This is a genomic window from Zhengella mangrovi (assembly GCF_002727065.1).
Classification (GTDB): domain Bacteria; phylum Pseudomonadota; class Alphaproteobacteria; order Rhizobiales; family Rhizobiaceae; genus Zhengella; species Zhengella mangrovi.
This window is the reverse complement of record NZ_PDVP01000008.1, coordinates 71608-90847: the sequence shown is the minus strand read 5'-3', so window position 1 is coordinate 90847 and position 19240 is coordinate 71608. Positions and strand designations below refer to the sequence as shown.

Sequence of the window (19240 nt, the reverse complement as noted above, 5' to 3'; positions counted from 1 at the left end):
GATGACTTTCAAAAAAATCCGAACAGTACTAACGTGATTTCTTGAAGGGCATGGCTCTTCGTGAGGGGAATCGCCATGGCCTATCTCGACAACATCGCCGTTTTCGTGCGCGTGGTGGAACTGGGCAACCTGTCGGCTGCCGGGCGCGACATGCGCATCTCGCCGGCGGTCGCCTCGAACCGCATCAAGGAGCTGGAAAAGCACCTCGGCGTCCGCCTGTTCAACCGCACCACGCGCCAGCTCATGCCAACCGAGCAGGGACGCGTCTTCTACGACGGCGCGCGCAAGGTGCTGGAGGCCGTCGCCGACGCCGAGGCCGCCGTGTCGGAGGTGTCAGGCCGGCCGCGCGGCTCCATCCGCGTCACCGCGCCGCTCGGCATCGGCCGGCGCTTCATCGCCTCGGGCATTCCCGCCTTTCGCGACCTCTACCCCGACATCGAGGTGCGCCTTCGCCTCTCCGACCACAACGTCGACATCATGAAGGAAGGCATTGACGTTGCCTTCAAGCTCGGGGTGCTGGAGGATTCCAGTTTCAAGCGCCGCAATATCGCTCATTGCGACCGTGTCCTCGTCGCCGCCCCCGCCTACCTGGAGCGGCGCGGTGTCCCGAAGACACCCGACGACCTGGCCGGCCACGACTGCCTGCTGCTGCGTTTCCCCGGTTCGCGCGACTTCCACTGGCTGCTCAGCAGTGCCGAAGGCCCACAGAAGTTCGAGGTCCGCGGCCCCTTCGATTCCGACGACGGCGACGTGCTGACCTCCTGGGCTCTGGACGGACGCGGCATCGTCAACAAGCCGCGCTTCGAGGTCGAGCCCTTCATCCGCGACGGCCGTCTTGTGCCGGTCCTGCCGGATTTCGCCCCGGAGTCCGTACAACTGGCCGCCCTCTACCCGCACCGCAAGCTGCAGGACCCGAAGATCCGCCTGTTCCTCGATTTCATGGCCGAACGCTGCCAGCGCATGGTGCGCGGCCTGCTCGGCGAGACGGCCCTTTGACAAACCGCCGCGCCATCCCTATATGCCGGCGATCCTGAAGGGCAGAGGCCCCTGCCGCCCGCAGGCCGCAAGGCCACGGTGAAGCCTCCTTGAACGAAAACCATCCGTCCTGATCCTTTCTGGATGCAGTCCGGTGGCAATGCGGGCACCCACAGGCATCATGGTGCATCCCGGCTTGGAAAGAGGTCTGTGATGAATGGAAACCGTGGGCTTACCCCATCAATCGACGACATGAAGGCACAGGCCAAGCGCCTGCGTGCCGACCTGGAAACACGCGGAACACCCGTCAGCCACGCCCAGGCGCTGGAACTGGTGGCCCGCCAGCACGGCCACCGCGACTGGAATACCGCCCATGCAGCGGCTGGAAACAGGCCGCCGGCAAGCTTCCATGTCGGCCAGGTGCTGACCGGCACCTATCTTGGCCAGAAGTTCCTGGGCGAGGTCATCGCCGTGCAGCGCCTTGGCGAGGGCAATCGCTGGCGCCTGACCTTCCAGTTCGACGAACCGGTGGATGTCGTCACCTTCGACAGCTTCTCCGCCTTCCGCCACCGCGTCACCGTCACGGTGGGCAGCGATGGCCTGACGGCGGAACACACGTCGAACGGTGAGCCGCACATGCGCATCGAGCTCTGATGCAAGACAGGCGGGCGCCTTTCCCGGGCGCCCGCACATCCTTCCCCGCCCGGCGTTTATCCGATCATGCTTCCTGGTCCCGCCCCTCGCCGCCGTTGCGGCCGGCGGGCATTGGCTTGACTTCTTATCAGAACAGTTATATCTATTCTGATAGTTACAATGCGAAGCGTACAGATGTCCCAGCTTGCCGCCCATCCCAAACCGTCCCTTGCCGTCGACCTGGCCATCCTCACGGTCGCCGACGGGACCCTGAAGGCCGTTCTCGTGCCGCGCGGCGATGGCGCCGTGGTTGGCGGGGACCGGGCCATGCCGGGCGGGTTTGTCCATCTTGGCGAGTCGCCGGAACAGGCGGTCCGCCGCGTGCTGCATGACAAGACCGGTCTCGACGGCGTCCACTTCGAACAACTGGCGACCTATGGCGCGCCGGATCGCGACCCGCGCGGCCATGTCGTCAGCATCGTCTACCTGGCCGTGGTGCCCGCCGGGCGGCTCCTGCCGCTCATCGCGGGCAAGCCCGGGCTGTCGCTGGCAGGAATCGCCGTCGACTGGCCCGGCGAGACCGGCGGACCGGCCACGGCCCTGGACGATGAGGGAGCAGCCTTGCCGCTGGCCTTCGACCATGCCGCGATCCTCGGCGACGTGGTCAAGCGCCTGCGTGGCAAGCTCGACTACACGCCGATCGGCTTCGCCTTCCTGCCGCGGCTTTTCACACTTCGCCAGGCACAGGAAGTGCATGAGGCGATCCTGGGGCGCAGGCTCGCCAAGCCCGCCTTCCGGCGCAAGCTGGCCGACCGTCACCCCATCGCGGCGACCGGGAAGTTCGAAGCCCCCGGCGCCTTCCGCCCCGCAGAACTCTATGAATTGAAACCCGCCAGCGAGTAAGGATCATGGCACAGATTTCCCGGTACCCCTTCATCCGTCACCTCCGCGCAGAGACGTCCAGCCACATCCGCCTGTTCCGCAACGGCCGGGAGACGCGGGCCGGGCGCGGCCTGTCCGTCTGGTTCTCGCCGGTGGGCGCCTCGATCAGCGAGATCCCCATGGATGACCGGGAACTGACCTTCATGGTCTCCAACCAGTCCGCCGATTATCAGGATGTCTCCGTGCAGGGGACGATTCTCTGGCGCGTCGCCGATGCCGGGTGCCTGTCCGAGCGGGTCGATTTCACCATCGACCTGAAGACCGGGCAGCACGCTGCCAAGCCGCAGGACCACATCCACTCGGTGCTGACCGGCCTGGCGCGCGAATTTTCCGACACCTACGTCAAGGGAAAGGCCATACGCGACCTGCTCGACGCAGGACTCGCGCCGTTGCAGGCCGCCCTGAACGCGGGCTTTGCCGCCGAGGCGGCCCTGGCGGACATGGGGCTGACGGTCATCGCGGTTCGCGTGGCCGCGCTGACACCGAGCAGCGAACTGGCCCGCGCACTGCAGGTTCCGACCTTCGAGGCCATGCAGCAGAAAGCGGACGAGGCCACCTTTGCCCGTCGCGCACTGGCGGTCGAGAAGGAACGGGCCATCGCGGAGAACGAGCTCGCCAACAGGATCGAACTGGCGGCGCGCCGGCGTGACCTGATCGCCCGGGAGGACGAGAACGCCCGTTCGGAGGCGCAGGCCGATGCGGCGGCGCAGAGCATCCGCGCGGAAGGCGGGGCGCGTGCCCGGACCATCGAGGCCGAGGCCGAGGCAACGCGCATCCGCACGGTGGAACAGGCCGCCGCGGAGATGGAGCAATTGCGCATGGCTGCCGTGGCGGGCATGCCGACCGCCGCGCTCCTGGCGCTCGCAGCCCGCGAGTTCGCGTCCAAGCTGGACCGGATCGACTCGGTGACCGTGACGCCGGACATGCTGGCGGGTCTTGCCGGGCAGTTGCGCGGGCTCGTCGCGCAGGGCCGGGAGCCTTGAGCCATGTCCGTCCTTTTGCCGCGCGTTGTCCTCGTCACCCGCAGGACGGAACTGGCGGCGCTTCTCGCGCGTCATTCGACGCTCGGCCAGGTGGAGTTCTTCCTGGCCGCGCGCGGCCAGCGGCTCGACGAGGTCGTTGCCCGCGATCATGCCCAGGCGCAGGCGCTGGCCCAGGCGAGGCGCGCCGTCCCCGCAGACTGGTCGTTCGCCGAGGTTCTTCGCGACGACCTTGACCGTTTCCTTTTCTTTCCCAATGACATTGTCGTCGCGCTGGGACAGGACGGGCTGGTCCCGAACATCGCCAAGTACCTCGACGGCCAGCCGCTCATCGGGGTGGCAGCCGATGCATCGCGCGGCGAAGGCATCCTGACCACGCACAGGGTCGAGCACCTGGCCGGCATTCTGCCGCGCGCCGCCGCCGGCGATATCGACCGGGTTGAACGGACGATGGTCATGGCCAGCGTCACGGGCGGCGGCACGCTGATGGCGCTCAACGAGCTCTTTGTCGGTCACCGCTCACACAAGAGTGCGCGCTACGACCTTCAGGTCGCCGGCAAACGGGAGTTCCAGTCGTCGAGCGGCCTTATTCTCGCAACGGGCACCGGCATGAGCGGCTGGGCGCGGTCGCTGATGGCCGTGACCGGCTATCGTTACGACATTGCGCCGGACGACAGCAGCGCCGCCTTCTTTTCACGCGAACCGTGGCCGAGCCGCACGACAGGTTCGAGCCTCCGCACGGGCCTGGTCGATGCCGCATCGTCCATCCACGTCACGTCGCGCATGGAGGATGGCGGCGTCATTTTCGCCGACGGCATCGAACAGGACTACCTGCCCTTTGACTGGGGCAACGACGCCCGGCTCGCCATCGCGGACCGGCACCTGACCATGGTGGCCTGACGCGGCGAAGCAAAGGCCGGCCGCCGAACTCGATCAGACCGCGTCATCGCCTTCCAGGGTGAAGGCCGCCCGCAACGACACCTGGTAGTGGGCGACCTTGCCGTCCTCGATATGGCCGCGCGTTTCCACCACCTCGAACCAGCGCAGGTGACGGATCGTCTTCCCGGCCTTGGCGATGGCGGTTTCGATGGCGTCCTCGATGCCCTTCGGCGAGGACCCGACAAGATCGACCATTTTGTAAACGTGACTGCTCATGATGCATCTCCCGGGTTTGAAAAATGACGGGGCAAGCAGACCCCGCCGCCGACATGCCAACGCATTCGGTTTGCGAATGATCCATGCAGTCTATCACGAACAGGGGAGCGGCGGTTCAGCCGCCGGCCCCGGCCAGTGCGGCCATCACTTCCGCAGTGGTCATCGCAGCGATCACGGCCGGCCGCTTGTCCCGCACCCTCGCCCCGCCGATCGGGCAGACGAGGCGCGCGAACCGGTCTTCCGCGCCACCGGCCTCCAGCCACTGCCGGCGGAACACCGCCCGCTTCGTGGCCGAGCCGATCAGCCCGCAATAAGCCGCGTCGTCGCGCGCCAGCGCCTCTGAAACGATCAGGAAATCGAGGGCATGATCGTGGGTCAGCACGATGAAGGCCGAACCGGCCGGCGCGTTGCGCACGACCGCTTCAGGCACGGCCGTGAGTTGCGTTTGGGCCATGTCGCCGGCCTGCTCGCGAAGGGCTTCGAGCGCGTCCCTGCGTGTTTCCACCACGATGACGCGGAGGGGCAGAAGCGCCAGTGCATGGGCAAGCGCCGTTCCCACGTGGCCTGCACCGAACACGAAGACGTGCGGCCGGGCCGCCTGCGCCCTGTTCCATGTGGCGGTCAGGTCATCGCGCACGGCATCCGAAACGCGCCTGAAATCCAGCGTCACATGGCCGCCGCAGCATTGGCCGATCTCGGGACCGAGCGGCTGCGACCAGCGGCCCTCCTCCGCCCGGCCTGCAAGGATTGACCGTGCCCGCTCCAGCGCCAGGAACTCCAGTTGACCGCCGCCGATCGTACCGAAGAGGCCGTCACGCGCCACCACCATCCAGGCGTCCGTGTCGCGCGGGGTCGATCCCTTCACCTCCCCGACCGTCACCAGGATGGCCTCCGGGTTGGCCGCGAGAAAGGCGGTCAGGTCGGCCATGACGACCGGTCAGGCCTCGTCCGTGCGGGCGCGCCGGCTCAGCCGCTCGATGGCCATCAGCACGCGCTCCGGCGTCGCCGGTGCGTCAAGCCGCGGGCAGACCCGGTAGTCGGCCACCGAGGCGACCGCGTCGGACAGCGCGTGGAAAACCGACATGCCGAGCATGAACGGAGGTTCCCCCACGGCCTTGGACTTGTGGATCGTGTCCTCGCGGTTTTCCGCCCAGTCGGCGAGCGCAACGTTGGAGACACGCGGCCGGTCGGAGGCCAGCGGGATCTTGTAGGTGGAGGGCGCATGGGTGCGCAGCCGGCCCTTGCCGTCCCACCACAGCTCCTCCGTCGTCAGCCAGCCCATGCCCTGGATGAAGCCGCCCTCGATCTGGCCGAGATCGATGGCCGGGTTCAGCGAGCGGCCCGTCTCGTGCAGGATGTCGGTGCGCTCCACGCGGTATTCGCCGGTCAGCGTATCGACCGAGACCTCCGAGACCGACGCCCCGTAGGCGAAATAGTAAAACGGCCGGCCCTTGCCGGTATCCCGGTCCCAGTGGATGTTCGGTGTCTTGTAGAACCCGGTGGCCGAAAGCTGCACCCGGGCGACATAGGCCTGTTTCACCAGTTCGGCGAACGGGATCTCCTGGTTGCCGATCCGCACGCGATTGGGCAGGAAGGTCACCTGGTCGGCCGGCACCTCGTAGAACCCGGACGCGAAATCCGTCAGCCGTTCTCGGATCGTCCGCGCCGCGGCCTGTGCAGCCATCCCGTTCAGGTCCGAACCCGACGAGGCCGCCGTGGCCGAGGTGTTCGGCACCTTGCCCGTGGTCGTGGCCGTGATCTTCACCTGGTCGATGTCGATCTGGAATTCTTCCGCCACGATCTGCGCCACCTTGACGTAGAGACCCTGGCCCATCTCCGTGCCGCCATGGTTCAGGTGCACCGAGCCGTCGGTGTAGACATGCACCAGCGCGCCGGCCTGGTTGAAATGCGTCGCGGTGAACGAGATGCCGAACTTCACCGGCGTCAGCGCAATGCCGCGCCTGATCACGCCGCCTTGCGCATTGTCCGCCCGGATAGCCGCACGCCGCGCCTGGTAGCCGGACGACGCTTCCAGTTCGTCCACGATGCGGGCGATGACATTGTCCTCCACCGTCTGGTGATAGGGCGTCACGTCGCGCCCGGCATCGCCGTAGAAATTCTTGCGCCGCACTTCCAGCGGATCGAGCCCGGTGGCGAACGCCACTTCCTCGATCACGCGTTCCGCGCCGACCATGCCCTGCGGACCGCCGAAGCCGCGAAACGCGGTCGCGGATACCGTGTTGGTGTAAAGTGGCACCGAAACGGCCTTCACCGCCGGCCAGTAATAGGCGTTGTCGCAGTGGAACAGTGCCCGGTCGGTCACCGGGCCCGACAGGTCGGCCGAGAAGCCGCAGCGCGAGGCATAGGTGAAATCGACGCCGAGGATATTGCCCTCGTCATCGAAGCCGACATCGTAGCCGACCAGGAAATCGTGCCGCTTTCCGGTCGCCGTCATGTCGTCGTCGCGGTCCGGCCGGATCTTCACCGCGCGGCCTGTCAGCCGCGCCGCGACGGCGGCGATGGCGGCGAACTGGTTGGACTGGGTCTCCTTGCCGCCGAACCCGCCGCCCATGCGGCGCACGTCCACCGTGACCGAGTGATTGGCCTCGCCCAGCACGTGGGCCACCATGTGTTGCACTTCCGACGGGTGCTGCGTGGACGAATGCACCAGCATGTCCCCGTCTTCGCCGGGAATGGCCAGCGCGATGTGGCCCTCCAGGTAGAAATGGTCCTGCCCGCCGATGCGCATGTCGCCCGACAGCCGGCGCGGCGCGGCTTCCAGCGCCCGGCCCACGTCGCCCCGCTGCAGCGTCAGCGGATCGCAGACCAGTTTCGGCGTGTCGCCGGCATCCTCGTAGGTCACGATCGCCGGCAGTTCCTCGTAGTGCACCTTGACCTGGCGGCAGGCGCGGCGCGCGATGTCGCGCGTCTCCGCGACAACGGCGAAGACCGGCTGTCCGAAAAACTGCACGACGCGGTCGGCCAGCACCGGTTCGTCGTCGCGCCCCGTCGGCGAGATGTCGTTGACGCCGGGCACGTCATCCGCCGTCAGCACCGCCACCACGCCGGGGATCTTCATCGCCAGGCCGGTATCGATGCCGCGCAGCCGGCCATGCGTCACGGTGGACAGGCCGAGATAGGCATGCAGGCAGCCCTTCGGCTCGACGATGTCGTCTATGTAGACCGCCGTGCCGGTCACGTGCTTGTGCGCGGAATCGTGCCGCTGGCGCGAGGCCACGCCGCCCTTGATGGCGGAAGCGGTCAGGTCGGCTGGTTCATGCTTTCCCATCATCTGCCCTCACGCCGCCTTGCTGCCGCCGCCCGCTTGGGCAGTTTCCAGGAAAAACCGTTTCAGCAGGTTCTTTGCCACCAGCATCCGGTACGCCGCGCTCGCCCGCATGTCAGTAAGCGGTTGATAATCGATCTCGAAACTATCGAGCGCCGCCTCGACGGTCGCCATCGTCCACGGCTGGCCGGCCAGTACGGCTTCCACGGCCCGGGCACGCTTGGGCACGCCTGCCATGCCGCCAAAGGCGATATGGATCTGCTGCACCCGTCCGTCGCCATCGAGCCTCAGCAGGAAGGCGCCCAGGACGGCCGTGATGTCCTCGTCGCGCCGCTTGGAAACCTTGTAGACCGCAAACTGCGCATCCCGCGGAGGCAGCGGCACCGAAACGCTCTCGACGAATTCGCCCGGCGCCCGGTCCTGCCGGCCATAGTCGATGAAGAAATCTTCCAGCGGCAGCGAACGGCGGTTGTGCCGCTTGCGCAGAGTCACTGTCGCGCCCAGTGCGATCATCGGCGGCGGCGTATCGCCGATGGGCGAGCCGTTGGCGATGTTGCCGCCGATCGTGCCCATGTTGCGCACCTGCTCGCCGCCGATCCGGTCGACGAGCGCCGCCAGTTGCGGAACGTGCTCCGCGAACACGCCGTGCGCCTGGCTGTAACTGACGCCCGCGCCCATCACCAGGAGGTTGCCATGCGTATGCACGCCCTTCAGGCCCTCGATATGCCCGATGAAGACGACCGGCGCGACATCGCGCATGAACTTGGTCACCCAGAGCCCGACGTCGGTTGCGCCGGAGACGATCGTGGCATCCGGCTCGGCTTCCAGCACGCGGGCAAGATCGTCCACGTCGGCAGGAATGACGATCCGCCCGTCGGCGCTATCGATCTCGACACGGGCCCCGTCGGCGAGGCTGCGCAGCGCGTGCGCGACCGTCTCGCGCTCGCTGGCCAGCGGATCGTCCTGCGGCAAACCGTAGTCGGAGATCGCACGCCCGGCCCGGATGATCGATTCGTAGCCCGTGCAGCGGCAGAGATTGCCCTGCAGGGCCTTCTCGATCACCCGGTCGTCGGCATCCGGCCGGCTCATCCAAAGCCCGTAGAGGCTCATCACGAAGCCCGGTGTGCAGAAGCCGCATTGCGAGCCGTGGTGGTCGACCAGCGCCTGCTGCACCGGGTGAAGACCGCCATCGGCTCCCTTCAGGTGCTCGACGGTGACGACATGGCAGCCGTCCAGTGACGCCAGGAAGCGGATACAGGCATTCACGCTCTCGTAGGCGAGGTTGCCGTCCCGGCCGAGCCGCCCGACCAGCACCGTGCAGGCGCCGCAGTCGCCTTCCGCGCATCCTTCCTTCGTGCCTGTCAGGCCGCGCCGGATCCGCAGGAAATCCAGCAGCATGTCGCCGGGCCGGACATCGTGAAGGGTGACGGTATCGCCGTTGAGCAGGAAACGGATGTCCTTGCGGATTGCCGGCGCGCTCATCAGCTGCCCCTGTAGGTGGAATAGCCGAACGGCGAAAGAAGAAGCGGCACATGGTAATGGGCGTGGATGTCGTCCATGCCGAAACGGATCGGGATCTCGTCGAGGAACAGAGGTCCGCCGGCCACCGGCATGGCCAGCCCGTGCAGCCGGATGTAATCGCCCGCATGGAAGACCAGTTCGAACGTTCCCGTCTCGAAGGTTTCCGCCGGCAGGATGGGGCTGTCGGTGCGCCCGTCGTTATTGGTCACCGTTTCGGCGATCCGTTCGCGGCTGTCGCCGGAGAGCCTGAAGAGCTCGATCCGGATCCCGTCCGCCGGCACGCCGCGCGCCGTGTCGAGAACATGGGTGGTCAGGTAACCGCCGTTCTTGCTCATCCCGTCTCCTGTCGCTGCGCCAGACGGCGCGATTCAACCATGAATTTGACCATACGGTCCAGAGTGTGACTCATTCAAGCGATCGCCATAAGACCCCGGCCGCCCTTCCCTGCTCAAAACAGTTTCAAATTTTTCCGCATGTTGGCGCGGGGGCCGGTTGCAATAGGCTTGGCCACCCATTCTGTTTCATTGATGATGGTCATCAGCATTTCGACCGGGAGCACGAGGAAAACCATGAAACGCTACGAACGCGACATGCGCGGGTATGGCGCCCGCCCGCCCCACCCGAAATGGCCGGGCGAAGCGCGGATCGCCGTTCAGTTCGTGATCAATTACGAGGAAGGCGGCGAGAACTGCCTCCTGCACGGCGACAAGCAGTCCGAGGCCTTCCTGTCGGAAATCACAGGGGCCACCAACTGGCCGAACCAGCGCCACTGGAACATGGAATCGATCTACGAGTACGGCGCACGCGCCGGCTTCTGGCGTCTGCACCGCATGTTTACCCAGGCCGGCATCCCGGCCACCGTCTATGGCGTGGCCTCCGCCCTTGCCCGCTCGCCGGACCAGGTCGCGGCCATGCAATCTGCCGGCTGGGAGATTGCCTCCCATGGCCTGAAGTGGATCGAGTACAAGGATTTCTCCGAGGAAGACGAACGCGCCCACATGCTCGAGGCCATCCGCCTCCACGCGGAAGTGACCGGTGAGCGTCCGCGCGGCTTCTATCTCGGCCGGGCATCCATGCACACGGTTCCGCTCTCAGCAAAAGAAGGCGGCTTCGACTACATCTCCGACGTCTACGACGACGACCTGCCCCACTGGATCGTGGTCGACGGCAAGGAACAGCTCGTCATCCCCTACACGCTCGACACCAACGACATGCGCTTTGCCGCCGTCCAGGGCTTCAACTCCGGCGACCAGTTCTTCGCCTATCTCCGCGATGCCTTTGACACGCTCTATGCCGAGGGCATGGATGGAGCGCCGAAGATGCTCAACATCGGCCTTCACTGCCGCCTCGTCGGCCGCCCGGGGCGCGCCCGCGCCCTGCAGCGCTTCATCGACCACGTGCTCAACCATGAGAAGGTCTGGGTCGCGCGCCGCATCGACATTGCCGAGCACTGGAAGAAGACGCATCCCTATGTGGCGCCGCGCATGACGCCATCGGCCATGGACGAGGCCGACTTCGTTTCCGCCTTCGGTTCGGTCTTCGAACACTCCCCCTGGATCGCCGAGCGCGCCTTCGACATGGAACTTGGCCCGGCCCACGACAGCGCCGGCGGTCTGCACAACGCGCTCGCCCGCGCCTTCCGGTCGGCCAGCCAGTCCGAGCGCCTTGGCGTCCTGCAGGCCCACCCCGACCTGGCCGGCAAGCTGGCGCAGGCCAGGCGCCTGACCGCCGAATCGACGGCGGAACAGGCCTCTGCCGGTCTTGATGCCTTGACCGATGCCGAGCGCACGCGCTTCACGGAGTTGAACGAGGCCTACACCGCCAAATTTGGCTTCCCGTTCATCATCGCGGTCAAGGGACTGACGAAAAACGACATCCTTGCCGCCTTCGAAGCGCGCATCGCAAACAGCCGCGAGGAGGAATTCGCCACCGCCTGCAGGCAGGTCGAGCGGATCGCGCTGCTGCGCCTGAAAGACATGCTGCCGGAGTGACCGCGATGACCAGACCTCTCTATCACGCCCCGCATGGCGGCCTTCCGGCCCAGACGCAGCTGATGACCGGCCGCGCCGTCTTCACCGAGGCTTATGCCGTGCTCCCCGCTGGCGTGCTCAGCGATATCGTCACGAGTTTCCTGCCGCATTGGGACGGGACACGGCTCTGGGTGATCGCCCGTCCGTTGTCTGGCTTCGCAGAGACCTTCTCGCAATACATCATGGAAGTCGCACCCGGCGGCGGCAGCGACCGTCCGGAAGAGGATGCACGCGCCGAAGGCGTGCTCTTTGTCATGGAAGGCGAGGTCACCGTCACGCTCGGTGGCACGGACCGTCGCCTGACACCCGGCGGCTATGCCTACCTGCCTCCGGCCTGCGGCTGGACCTTGCGCAACGCGGGCGACGAGCACGCCCGCTTCCACTGGATCCGCAAGGCCTGGCAGCCGGTCGAGGGGCTTCAGGCACCCGACCCGCTCTTCCTCAACGAACGCGACATCGCGCCTTCGCCGATGCCCGACACCGGGGGCCGCTGGGCCACGACGCGTTTCGTCGATCCCGCCGACCTGCGCCACGACATGCATGTCACCATCGTCACCCTGCAACCCGGCGGCACCATTCCCTTCGAGGAAACGCACGTCATGGAGCATGGCCTCTACGTGCTGGAAGGCAAGGGCGTCTACAAGCTCAACCGCGACTGGGTCGAGGTCGAGGCCGGCGACTTCATGTGGCTGCGCGCCTTCTGCCCGCAGGCCTGCTATGCCGGGGGTCCGGGACCCTTCCGCTACCTGCTCTACAAGGACGTCAACCGGCACATGCCGCTGACGCGCTTCCCATGAGCCGCACAGTCACCGCCCGCCCGCTGACGCGCGAGGCCTTCGCAGGCTTTGGCGATGTCATTGAAACCCGCGGCGCCAACCACTTTCCGATCAACAACGGCAATTGCGAGCGGTTTCACGATCTGGCCAGGGTGGAAGCCGCCGGCCCGAACGGTCGCGTCCTGATCAACATCTTCCGCGGCACGCCCTATGCCATGCCGCTTCGCCTGACCCTCGTCGAGCGCCACCCCTTCGGCAGCCAGGCGTTCATGCCTTTGTCGCCGCGTCCCTTTCTGGTGGTCGTCTGCCCGGACACGGAGGAAGGGCCTGGCACACCCGAAGCCTTCATCACCGCGCCTGGCCAGGGCGTCAACTATGCGCGAAACACCTGGCATGCCGTTCTGACGCCGCTGGGCGAGCCGCAGGATTTCCTCGTCGTCGACCGTGGCGGCGACGGATCGAACCTGGAGGAATTCACCTTCGCCGACCCCTGGGAAATCCGCCTGCCGGAAGGAAACTGACCCGTGACCGATGCCCCTCTGATCAACCGCATGCTCGATGTCATCGAGCACGACATCATCCCGCTCACCGAGAAGGGCGTGGCCAAGGGCAACAAGCTTTTCGGCGCGGCCATCCTGCGCAAGGACGATTTGTCCCTCGTCCTCGCCGAAACCAACAACGAGCTGGAAAATCCGCTCTGGCATGGCGAGGTGCACACGCTCAAGCGCCTCTATGAAATGCCCGCCGGCACGCGGCCCGACCCGGCAGACTGCCTGTTCCTGTCGACCCACGAGCCCTGCTCGCTCTGCCTGTCCGCCATCACGTGGACCGGGTTCGACAACTTCGCCTACCTGTTCAGCCACGAGGACAGTCGCGACGCCTTTGCCATCCCGCATGACCTGAAGATCCTCAAGGAAGTCTTCACGCTGGATCCGGGCGGCTACAACGCCGAGAACGCCTTCTGGAAGAGCTGGTCCATTCCGGCCCGCGCCAATGAACTGCCCGAGCCGGACCGGTCGGAGGCCCTTGCCCGCATCGCGCGCATCAAGGCGAAATACGACGACCTGTCGGCAGCCTACCAGGCGACCAAGGACGGCAATGCCATTCCGTTGAACTGAGGCTCAGACGCCGAGGTAGCGCGTGGCGATCTCGTCGGTCAGGTCGCCGGGCGCGCCCTGCCACACGCTCTCGCCCTTCTCCAGCACGACGCAGCGGTCGGCAAACCCCTTCAGCTCTTTCAGCGACTTGTCGACCACCAGGATCGACAGCCCGGTCGCCTTCAGCGCGGAAATGGCGGCCCAGATTTCCTGGCGCACGACCGGCGCAAGACCCTCGGTCGCCTCGTCCAGCACCAGCAGGCGCGGGTTGGTCATCAGCGCCCGCCCGATGGCCAGCATCTGTTGTTCGCCGCCCGAAAGCGTCGCCGCGGCCTGGCCATGGCGTTCGTGCAACCGCGGGAAAAGCTTGTGGACACGGTCCAGCGTCCATTCGCCCGGCCTGGCGGCAGCCACGAGGTTTTCCCGCACGGTGAGCGGTCCGAAACAGCGCCGGCCTTCCGGCACCAGCCCGATGCCCATCCGCGCCACGCGGAAGGGCGCCTGCGCACCGATGTCCTGCCCGGCGAACCGCACGTGCCCGCCGTGATGGCGCATCAGCCGGCAGATGGTGCGAATGGTCGTGGTCTTGCCCATGCCGTTGCGGCCCATCAGCGCCACGGCCTCGCCCTCGCCCACGGCAAGGCTGACGCCGAACAGCGCCTGTGCCGCGCCGTAACTGACCTCGATGGCCTCGACGTCCAGCAGCGCGCTCATGCGTCGTCTCCGCCGAGATAGGCCTCGCGGACCAGCGGATTGGCGCGGATGTCGTCCGCCGTGCCGGTCGCGACGACGCGGCCGTAGACCATCACCGAGATCCGGTTGGCCAGCGCGAAAACCGCGTCCATGTCATGCTCCACCAGCAGGATCGGCGCTTCGGCCTTCATGTCCGCCAGCAGCCGGGTCAGCCGCTGCGATCCGTCCGGCCCCATGCCGGCCATCGGCTCGTCCATCAGGAAAACCTTTGGTTTCATCGCCAGCGCGATGGCGATCTCGAGCTGCCGGCGCTCGCCGTGGGAAAGCTCCGACACCGGCACTTCGGCCCGGTTTTCCAGCCCGACCCGCTGCAGCGCCGCCATGGCCGGTTCCGTCAGCGCCCGGTCGCTAAGGGCACGGCCAAAGAACCGGAACACCCCGCCGGCCCGCGGCGCCACCGCCACCATCACGTTGGCCAGTGCGGAAAATTCCGGCGCCAGCGCCGAGACCTGGAACGTGCGCGCCAGTCCCATCGTCGCGCGCCGCGCCGGCGGGGCCGCCGTGATGTCCTCGCCGTTGAACCGGATGGTGCCGGAACTCGGCCGGAGCTCCCCGGCGATCTGCTTGATCAGCGTCGACTTTCCCGCGCCGTTCGGCCCGATCAGCGCGTGGATCTCGCCAGGCATCAGGTCGAGGTCCACGTGGTCGCTGGCCACCAGCGCGCCGAAGCTCTTGGTCACCTGCCTCAGGTCGAGCACGGGATCAGCCACGGCCACGCTCCTTCAGCACGAAACCGGCCAGCCCGCCGCGGGCAAACAGCACCACGCCGAGAAGCGCAAGGCCGAGGAAGAACTGCCAGTGCTCCGCCAGGCCGCCGAGGAAGTGCTCCAGCATCACGAACAGCGCGGCACCGGCAATCGGCCCGGCCAGGCGGCCGACACCGCCGAGAATCACGAACACCATGATCTCGCCCGAGGTCTGCCACGACAGCATGGCCGGGCTGACGAAACGGTTGAGATCGGCGTAGAGCGCCCCGGCGAGCCCGGTGATCATGGCCGAGATGACGAAGGCGACAAGGCGCACGCGATAGGGCGAGATGCCGGCCGACGTGACACGAAGCGCGTTCTGCCGCGCAGCTTCCAGCGTCATGCCGAAGCGCGAGGCCTGCAGCCGGGCCGCCAGGAAAACCACCAGCAAGAGAACGGCGAAGACCAGCAGGAAGAAGCTGAGCGGATCCAGCGTGTTGAGACCGGGAAACCCGTTGCGCACGTAGATCGAAAGACCGTCCTCGCCGCCATAGGCCGGCCAGGAGATGGCGAAATAATAGATCATCTGCGCGAAGGCGAGCGTGATCATGATGAAGTAGACGCCGGCCGTCCTCAGGCTGATGGCACCGATCGCCAGCGCCGCGATGCCGGAAACGAGCACGGCGACGAGCCAGAGCACCGGCATGAAGGTCGTCCCCTCGACGAGGAAGGGCCATTCCATCAGCGGCTCGTAGTTCTGCGCATGGCTCGACAGGATCCCGACCGCGTAGCCGCCCAGCCCGAAGAAGGCCGCATGGCCGAACGAGACCAGCCCGCCCTGGCCGAGCGCGAGATTGAGCCCGATGCCGGCGATGGCGAAGATCGCGACCTTGGTGACGAGCGTGATGGTGAAGGTCTCTTCCAGGCCGAAGGCGATCAGCGCGACGGCCAGCAGGCCGCCGACCAGAACGAGGTTGAACAGGGTTTCGGCACGCATCAGGCCGCACTCCCGAACAGGCCGCCCGGCCGCAGCGCCAGCACCACCGCCATCAGCATGTAGATCAGCATGGAGGCGATGGCCGACCCGATCGCCCCGGCGCTGGAGGCGTCCATGACGAAGCCGAGCGCCCAGGGCATGAGGAACCGGCCGAGCGTGTCGGTGATGCCCACGAGCAGCGCGCCCACCAGCGCGCCCTTGATCGATCCGATGCCGCCGATGACGATGACGACGAAGGCCAGGATCAGCACCGGTTCGCCCATGCCGACCTGCACCGACTGGATGGCGCCGACCAGCGCGCCGGCGAAACCGGCCAGCGCCGCCCCGAGCATGAAGACGATGGTGTAGAGCCGGTCGATGTCGACACCGAGCGCCGCGATCATCTCGCGGTCGGCGTCGCCGGCACGGATGCGCATGCCGAGCCGGGTTTTCGACACCAGTCCGAACAGGCCGACGGCCACCGCCAGCCCGGCCACGATGATCGCCATCCGGTAGAGCGGGTAGGTGATGCCGCCGGGCAGCGACACGGAACCCGATAGCGCCTTGGGAATGTCGAGGTAGAGCGGGAACGAGCCGAACAGCCAGCGCGTCCCCTCCGAGAAGATCAGGATCAGCGCGAAGGTCGCCAGCACCTGGTCGAGGTGATCGCGGTCATAGAGCCGCCGCAGCACGGTGACCTCGACCAGTGCGCCCGCCGCCGCGGCCGCGGCCAGGCTGGCCACCAGCCCGAGCCAGAACGAGCCCGTCGCCGCGGCAACGCCGGCGCAGGCGAAGGCACCCACCATGTAGAGCGAGCCGTGCGCCAGGTTGATCAGCCCCATGACGCCAAAGACCAGCGTCAGCCCGGCCGCCATCAGGAACAGCATCATGCCGAGTTGCAGGCCGTTCAGAACCTGTTCGAGAAAGAGCGGGAATGTCAGCGGACCGGCTCCGGAAGAAGAGAGCCGGCGGGCAGCCGAAATGCCGCCCGCCGGCCGTCAATCACATCTTGCACTCGGCCCCGTACGGGTCCTTGTGGTCCTTCATCGCCACGCCGATGACCTTGTTGGTCACCACGTCGCCCTCCTTGACCACCTCGCGCATGTAGATGGTCTGGATCGGGTGATGGTTGGGCGCGAACTTGAAGTCGCCGCGCGTCGAGGCGAAGTCCGCCGCTTCCAGCGCCGTGCGGAACGCATCGGCATCGCTCACCGAGGCCTTGGCCTTGGCCGACAGCAGCAGTTGCGCGGTGTCATAGCCCTGGCTGGCATAGAGCGACGGCAGACGGCCGTATTCCTTCTGGAAGGACTCCACGAAGGCCTTGTTGGCGGCGTTGTCGAGGTCCTTCGACCAGTGCGACGTGTTCTTGACGCCAAGCGCCGCCTCGCCGACCGCGCCCAGGATGCCCTGGTCGAAACTGAAGGCCGGCCCCATCAGCGGCTTGTCGGCACCGGAACCGGAGTACTGCTTGATGAAGGAAATGCCCATGCCGCCCGGCAGGAAGAAGTAGACCACGTCCGCGTCCGACGCCTTGATCTGCGCGATCTCGGCGGCATAGTCGGTCTGGCCGAGCTTGGTGAACACCTCGGCGCTCACGTCGCCCTTGTAGAAGCGCTTGAAGCCCGTGATCATGTCCTTGCCGGCCGGGTAGTTCGGCGCCATCAGGAAGACCTTCTTGATGCCGTTTTCGCTGGCCCAGGCACCGGCCGCCTCGTTGAAGGCGTCGTTCTGCCAGGAGACGTTGAAATAGTTCTTGTTGCAGCCCTTGCCGGCGAGCTGCGACGGGCCGGCATTCGGCGACAGGTAGAACTTGCCCTGCGCGGTCACCGCCGGCACCACGGCCATGGCGAGGTTGGACCATATGATGCCGGTCAGCACGTCGACCTTGTCCGACTGCACCAGCTTGTCCGCCAGTTGCACCGCGACGTCGGGCTTGCGCTGGTCATCTTCGACCACGACCTCGACTTCCTTGTCGCCGGACTGCTTGACGGCGAGCATGAACCCGTCGCGAACGTCGATGCCGAGACCGGCGCCGCCGCCCGAAAGCGTCGTGATCATGCCGACCTTGAGCGGGTCCGCCTGCACGGCAGTGGCCATCAGCAGGCCCGCCAGGGCCGCAAGCACCTTTGTCGTCTTCTTCATGTGGGTCTCCTCCCCTTGGATTGTCTCGAACCGGTTTTCAGAACGCCTTGAAGGTCAGCGTTGTCAGCGAGCGTGAAATGCCCGCGATGTCGAGAATATTGTCATTGATGTACTTGCCGATATCGACCCCGTCGTCGACGTAGAGCTTCATCAGCAGGTCGAAATCGCCCGACGTGGAGAACAGCTCCGAGGCGATCTCGCGCTTGTAGATCTCGTCGGCCACCTCGTAGGTCTTGCCCGGCACGCATCTGAGCTGCACGAACACGCATTTCATGGTCTCACCTGTCCTCCCTGGGCATGAACATGACCGCCTGCGGCAATCGCGTCCTGTCGCCACACGTTAAACATCAGCGCTGGTTTGGCAAGCCTGACCGGCCGGTCAATCGAAGAAAGGTAAATCCGCGTCATCCGCCTTCCCGTCGCGTGCGTTCGCGCCTAGTCTTGCGCCCGCGAAAACGGAGGAGCGCCATGCCCGTGACCGACTGGGACGATGCCTACGACAATTTCGGCCATATTCGGGAGGCCGCGTCCTACCCGCCACGCTGGGGGGAGCAGGCGGCGGCCTTCAGGGAAGGTCTTTCCGCGTCGGGCCGCGCCCGGCTCGACATCGCCTACGGTTCGGAAGTCCGCGAACGCCTTGACCTTTTCATGCCCGAGGGCACGCCGAAGGGCCTCGCGGTCTTCGTCCACGGCGGCTACTGGCGGGCCTTCGACAAGTCGATGTGGTCGCATTTCTCCGCCGGTGCGCTGGCCCGCGGTTGGGCTGTCGCCATGCCCAGCTACACGCTGGCACCGCAGGCGCGCATCAGCCATATCACCCGCCAGGTCGGCGCCGCGATCACCGAGGTGGCGAAGCAGGTTGACGGACCGGTCCGTCTCTCCGGCCACTCCGCCGGCGGTCACCTCGTTTCGCGCATGGTCTGCAGCGACACGCCGCTGGCGCCGGACATCCTGGACCGGATCGACCACGTCATTTCCATTTCCGGTGTCCATGACCTGCGCCCGCTGATGGCAACGAAGCTCAACGAGCTGCTGCATCTCGACCTCGAGGAGGCGCGGGACGAAAGTCCTGCCTTGCTGGAACCGGTCAACGGGGTGGAACTGACCTGCTGGGCCGGCGGGGCCGAGCGGCCGGAGTTCATCCGCCAGAACGCGCTGCTGGCCAACGTCTGGACGGGTCTTGGCGCCGACACCGAGTGCATCACCACGCCGGACGAACATCACTTCAACGTCATCGATGCGCTCGCCGATCCGGACAGCGAACTGGCTACAAGGCTTGCGCCGTGAC

At 66.5% G+C, this 19240-nt stretch carries 21 protein-coding genes; 10 read left to right on the top strand and 11 right to left on the bottom strand.

What is annotated here, in order from left to right; genetic code table 11:
* The first annotated feature begins 75 nt into the window (after window positions 1–75).
* From CSC94_RS14085 to CSC94_RS14065, 5 genes are all read left to right on the top strand, one after another.
* Entirely contained in the window at window positions 76–996 is a 921-nt protein-coding gene (locus tag CSC94_RS14085) for a LysR family transcriptional regulator (protein ID WP_099306991.1), read from the top strand.
* A 192-nt stretch (window positions 997–1188) separates the two neighbouring features.
* On the top strand, window positions 1189–1629 hold the full coding sequence (locus tag CSC94_RS14080; protein ID WP_099306990.1) for a glyoxalase superfamily protein: 441 nt from the start codon (window positions 1189–1191) through the stop codon (window positions 1627–1629).
* 174 nt (window positions 1630–1803) lie between these two features.
* Window positions 1804–2511 (top strand): NUDIX hydrolase, encoded by a 708-nt coding sequence (locus CSC94_RS14075; RefSeq protein ID WP_245408351.1) that lies wholly within the window; start codon window positions 1804–1806, stop codon window positions 2509–2511.
* A gap of 5 nt (window positions 2512–2516) precedes the next feature.
* Window positions 2517–3533, top strand: a complete 1017-nt coding sequence (locus tag CSC94_RS14070; RefSeq protein ID WP_099306988.1) for an SPFH domain-containing protein — start codon at window positions 2517–2519, stop codon at window positions 3531–3533.
* A 3-nt stretch (window positions 3534–3536) separates the two neighbouring features.
* A complete protein-coding gene (locus CSC94_RS14065; RefSeq protein WP_099306987.1) occupies window positions 3537–4430 on the top strand; it encodes an NAD(+)/NADH kinase in 894 nt (297 codons plus the stop codon).
* A gap of 33 nt (window positions 4431–4463) precedes the next feature.
* Here CSC94_RS14065 and CSC94_RS14060 read toward each other — a convergent pair whose 3' ends face one another.
* The 5 genes from CSC94_RS14060 to uraH all read right to left on the bottom strand — a co-directional run bounded on the left by CSC94_RS14060 (window position 4464) and on the right by uraH (window position 9827).
* Window positions 4464–4685 carry a dodecin gene (locus CSC94_RS14060; protein ID WP_099306986.1) on the bottom strand — a complete coding sequence of 74 codons (222 nt, stop codon included), beginning with the start codon at window positions 4683–4685 and terminating at the stop codon, window positions 4464–4466.
* A gap of 115 nt (window positions 4686–4800) precedes the next feature.
* Window positions 4801–5613, bottom strand: a complete 813-nt coding sequence (xdhC, locus tag CSC94_RS14055; RefSeq protein WP_099306985.1) for a xanthine dehydrogenase accessory protein XdhC — start codon at window positions 5611–5613, stop codon at window positions 4801–4803.
* Between the two features lie 9 nt (window positions 5614–5622).
* The gene (gene xdhB, locus CSC94_RS14050; protein WP_099307085.1) at window positions 5623–7974 is read right to left on the bottom strand and encodes a xanthine dehydrogenase molybdopterin binding subunit; all 2352 of its coding nucleotides are present in this window, start codon (window positions 7972–7974) and stop codon (window positions 5623–5625) included.
* A gap of 9 nt (window positions 7975–7983) precedes the next feature.
* Window positions 7984–9453 carry a xanthine dehydrogenase small subunit gene (gene xdhA / locus CSC94_RS14045; protein ID WP_099306984.1) on the bottom strand — a complete coding sequence of 490 codons (1470 nt, stop codon included), beginning with the start codon at window positions 9451–9453 and terminating at the stop codon, window positions 7984–7986.
* Window positions 9453–9827 carry a hydroxyisourate hydrolase gene (gene uraH, locus CSC94_RS14040; protein WP_099306983.1) on the bottom strand — a complete coding sequence of 125 codons (375 nt, stop codon included), beginning with the start codon at window positions 9825–9827 and terminating at the stop codon, window positions 9453–9455. The genes xdhA and uraH overlap by 1 nt, the downstream gene beginning before the upstream one ends.
* Before the next feature lie 234 nt (window positions 9828–10061).
* Between uraH and puuE the strand changes: the two genes are divergently transcribed.
* From puuE to CSC94_RS14020, 4 genes are read left to right on the top strand one after another with little or no spacing between them, the layout of a single operon-like run.
* Window positions 10062–11483, top strand: coding sequence for an allantoinase PuuE (gene puuE / locus CSC94_RS14035; RefSeq protein WP_099306982.1), 1422 nt, complete (start codon window positions 10062–10064; stop codon window positions 11481–11483).
* 5 nt (window positions 11484–11488) lie between these two features.
* Window positions 11489–12319: a bifunctional allantoicase/(S)-ureidoglycine aminohydrolase gene (locus CSC94_RS14030; RefSeq protein WP_099306981.1), complete on the top strand. Its 831-nt coding sequence runs from the start codon at window positions 11489–11491 to the stop codon at window positions 12317–12319.
* Complete coding sequence (locus tag CSC94_RS14025) at window positions 12316–12819, top strand: ureidoglycolate lyase (protein WP_099306980.1); 504 nt, start codon at window positions 12316–12318, stop codon at window positions 12817–12819. The genes CSC94_RS14030 and CSC94_RS14025 overlap by 4 nt, the downstream gene beginning before the upstream one ends.
* Before the next feature lie 30 nt (window positions 12820–12849).
* Window positions 12850–13416: a nucleoside deaminase gene (locus tag CSC94_RS14020; protein ID WP_099307084.1), complete on the top strand. Its 567-nt coding sequence runs from the start codon at window positions 12850–12852 to the stop codon at window positions 13414–13416.
* Between the two features lie 3 nt (window positions 13417–13419).
* Here CSC94_RS14020 and CSC94_RS14015 read toward each other — a convergent pair whose 3' ends face one another.
* The 6 genes from CSC94_RS14015 to CSC94_RS13990 form a co-directional block, all read right to left on the bottom strand.
* Window positions 13420–14109, bottom strand: a complete 690-nt coding sequence (locus CSC94_RS14015; protein ID WP_099306979.1) for an ABC transporter ATP-binding protein — start codon at window positions 14107–14109, stop codon at window positions 13420–13422.
* Window positions 14106–14858 (bottom strand): ABC transporter ATP-binding protein, encoded by a 753-nt coding sequence (locus CSC94_RS14010; protein WP_099307083.1) that lies wholly within the window; start codon window positions 14856–14858, stop codon window positions 14106–14108. Before CSC94_RS14010 ends, CSC94_RS14015 begins: the two co-directional genes overlap by 4 nt.
* Window positions 14851–15831: a branched-chain amino acid ABC transporter permease gene (locus tag CSC94_RS14005; RefSeq protein WP_099306978.1), complete on the bottom strand. Its 981-nt coding sequence runs from the start codon at window positions 15829–15831 to the stop codon at window positions 14851–14853. The genes CSC94_RS14010 and CSC94_RS14005 overlap by 8 nt, the downstream gene beginning before the upstream one ends.
* Window positions 15831–16751, bottom strand: coding sequence for a branched-chain amino acid ABC transporter permease (locus CSC94_RS14000; protein ID WP_099306977.1), 921 nt, complete (start codon window positions 16749–16751; stop codon window positions 15831–15833). The genes CSC94_RS14005 and CSC94_RS14000 overlap by 1 nt, the downstream gene beginning before the upstream one ends.
* 61 nt (window positions 16752–16812) lie before the next feature.
* Complete coding sequence (locus tag CSC94_RS13995) at window positions 16813–17952, bottom strand: ABC transporter substrate-binding protein (protein WP_099306976.1); 1140 nt, start codon at window positions 17950–17952, stop codon at window positions 16813–16815.
* 37 nt (window positions 17953–17989) lie between these two features.
* Complete coding sequence (locus CSC94_RS13990; protein WP_099306975.1) at window positions 17990–18226, bottom strand: Lrp/AsnC ligand binding domain-containing protein; 237 nt, start codon at window positions 18224–18226, stop codon at window positions 17990–17992.
* Window positions 18227–18420: 194 nt separating this feature from the next.
* On the opposite strand from CSC94_RS13990, the gene CSC94_RS13985 reads away from it, so the two are divergent.
* Window positions 18421–19239, top strand: coding sequence for an alpha/beta hydrolase (locus CSC94_RS13985; RefSeq protein ID WP_099306974.1), 819 nt, complete (start codon window positions 18421–18423; stop codon window positions 19237–19239).
* Window position 19240 lies beyond the last annotated feature (1 nt).

Excerpts from the sequence above, each read along its gene's own strand:
- CSC94_RS14085 (WP_099306991.1), top strand. The coding sequence starts at position 76 with ATGGCCTATCTCGACAACATCGCCGTTTTCGTGCGCGTGGTGGAACTG.
- CSC94_RS14030 (WP_099306981.1), top strand. The coding sequence starts at position 11,489 with ATGACCAGACCTCTCTATCACGCCCCGCATGGCGGCCTTCCGGCCCAG.
- CSC94_RS14005 (WP_099306978.1), bottom strand. The coding sequence starts at position 15,831 with ATGCGTGCCGAAACCCTGTTCAACCTCGTTCTGGTCGGCGGCCTGCTG.
- CSC94_RS14015 (WP_099306979.1), bottom strand. The coding sequence starts at position 14,109 with ATGAGCGCGCTGCTGGACGTCGAGGCCATCGAGGTCAGTTACGGCGCG.
- CSC94_RS13995 (WP_099306976.1), bottom strand. The coding sequence starts at position 17,952 with ATGAAGAAGACGACAAAGGTGCTTGCGGCCCTGGCGGGCCTGCTGATG.
- xdhA (WP_099306984.1), bottom strand. The coding sequence starts at position 9,453 with ATGAGCGCGCCGGCAATCCGCAAGGACATCCGTTTCCTGCTCAACGGC.
- CSC94_RS14025 (WP_099306980.1), top strand. The coding sequence starts at position 12,316 with ATGAGCCGCACAGTCACCGCCCGCCCGCTGACGCGCGAGGCCTTCGCA.
- puuE (WP_099306982.1), top strand. The coding sequence starts at position 10,062 with ATGAAACGCTACGAACGCGACATGCGCGGGTATGGCGCCCGCCCGCCC.
- xdhB (WP_099307085.1), bottom strand. The coding sequence starts at position 7,974 with ATGGGAAAGCATGAACCAGCCGACCTGACCGCTTCCGCCATCAAGGGC.
- CSC94_RS14020 (WP_099307084.1), top strand. The coding sequence starts at position 12,850 with ATGCTCGATGTCATCGAGCACGACATCATCCCGCTCACCGAGAAGGGC.
- xdhC (WP_099306985.1), bottom strand. The coding sequence starts at position 5,613 with ATGGCCGACCTGACCGCCTTTCTCGCGGCCAACCCGGAGGCCATCCTG.
- CSC94_RS14080 (WP_099306990.1), top strand. The coding sequence starts at position 1,189 with ATGAATGGAAACCGTGGGCTTACCCCATCAATCGACGACATGAAGGCA.
- CSC94_RS13990 (WP_099306975.1), bottom strand. The coding sequence starts at position 18,226 with ATGAAATGCGTGTTCGTGCAGCTCAGATGCGTGCCGGGCAAGACCTAC.
- uraH (WP_099306983.1), bottom strand. The coding sequence starts at position 9,827 with ATGAGCAAGAACGGCGGTTACCTGACCACCCATGTTCTCGACACGGCG.
- CSC94_RS14065 (WP_099306987.1), top strand. The coding sequence starts at position 3,537 with ATGTCCGTCCTTTTGCCGCGCGTTGTCCTCGTCACCCGCAGGACGGAA.
- CSC94_RS14070 (WP_099306988.1), top strand. The coding sequence starts at position 2,517 with ATGGCACAGATTTCCCGGTACCCCTTCATCCGTCACCTCCGCGCAGAG.
- CSC94_RS13985 (WP_099306974.1), top strand. The coding sequence starts at position 18,421 with ATGCCCGTGACCGACTGGGACGATGCCTACGACAATTTCGGCCATATT.
- CSC94_RS14060 (WP_099306986.1), bottom strand. The coding sequence starts at position 4,685 with ATGAGCAGTCACGTTTACAAAATGGTCGATCTTGTCGGGTCCTCGCCG.
- CSC94_RS14075 (WP_245408351.1), top strand. The coding sequence starts at position 1,804 with ATGTCCCAGCTTGCCGCCCATCCCAAACCGTCCCTTGCCGTCGACCTG.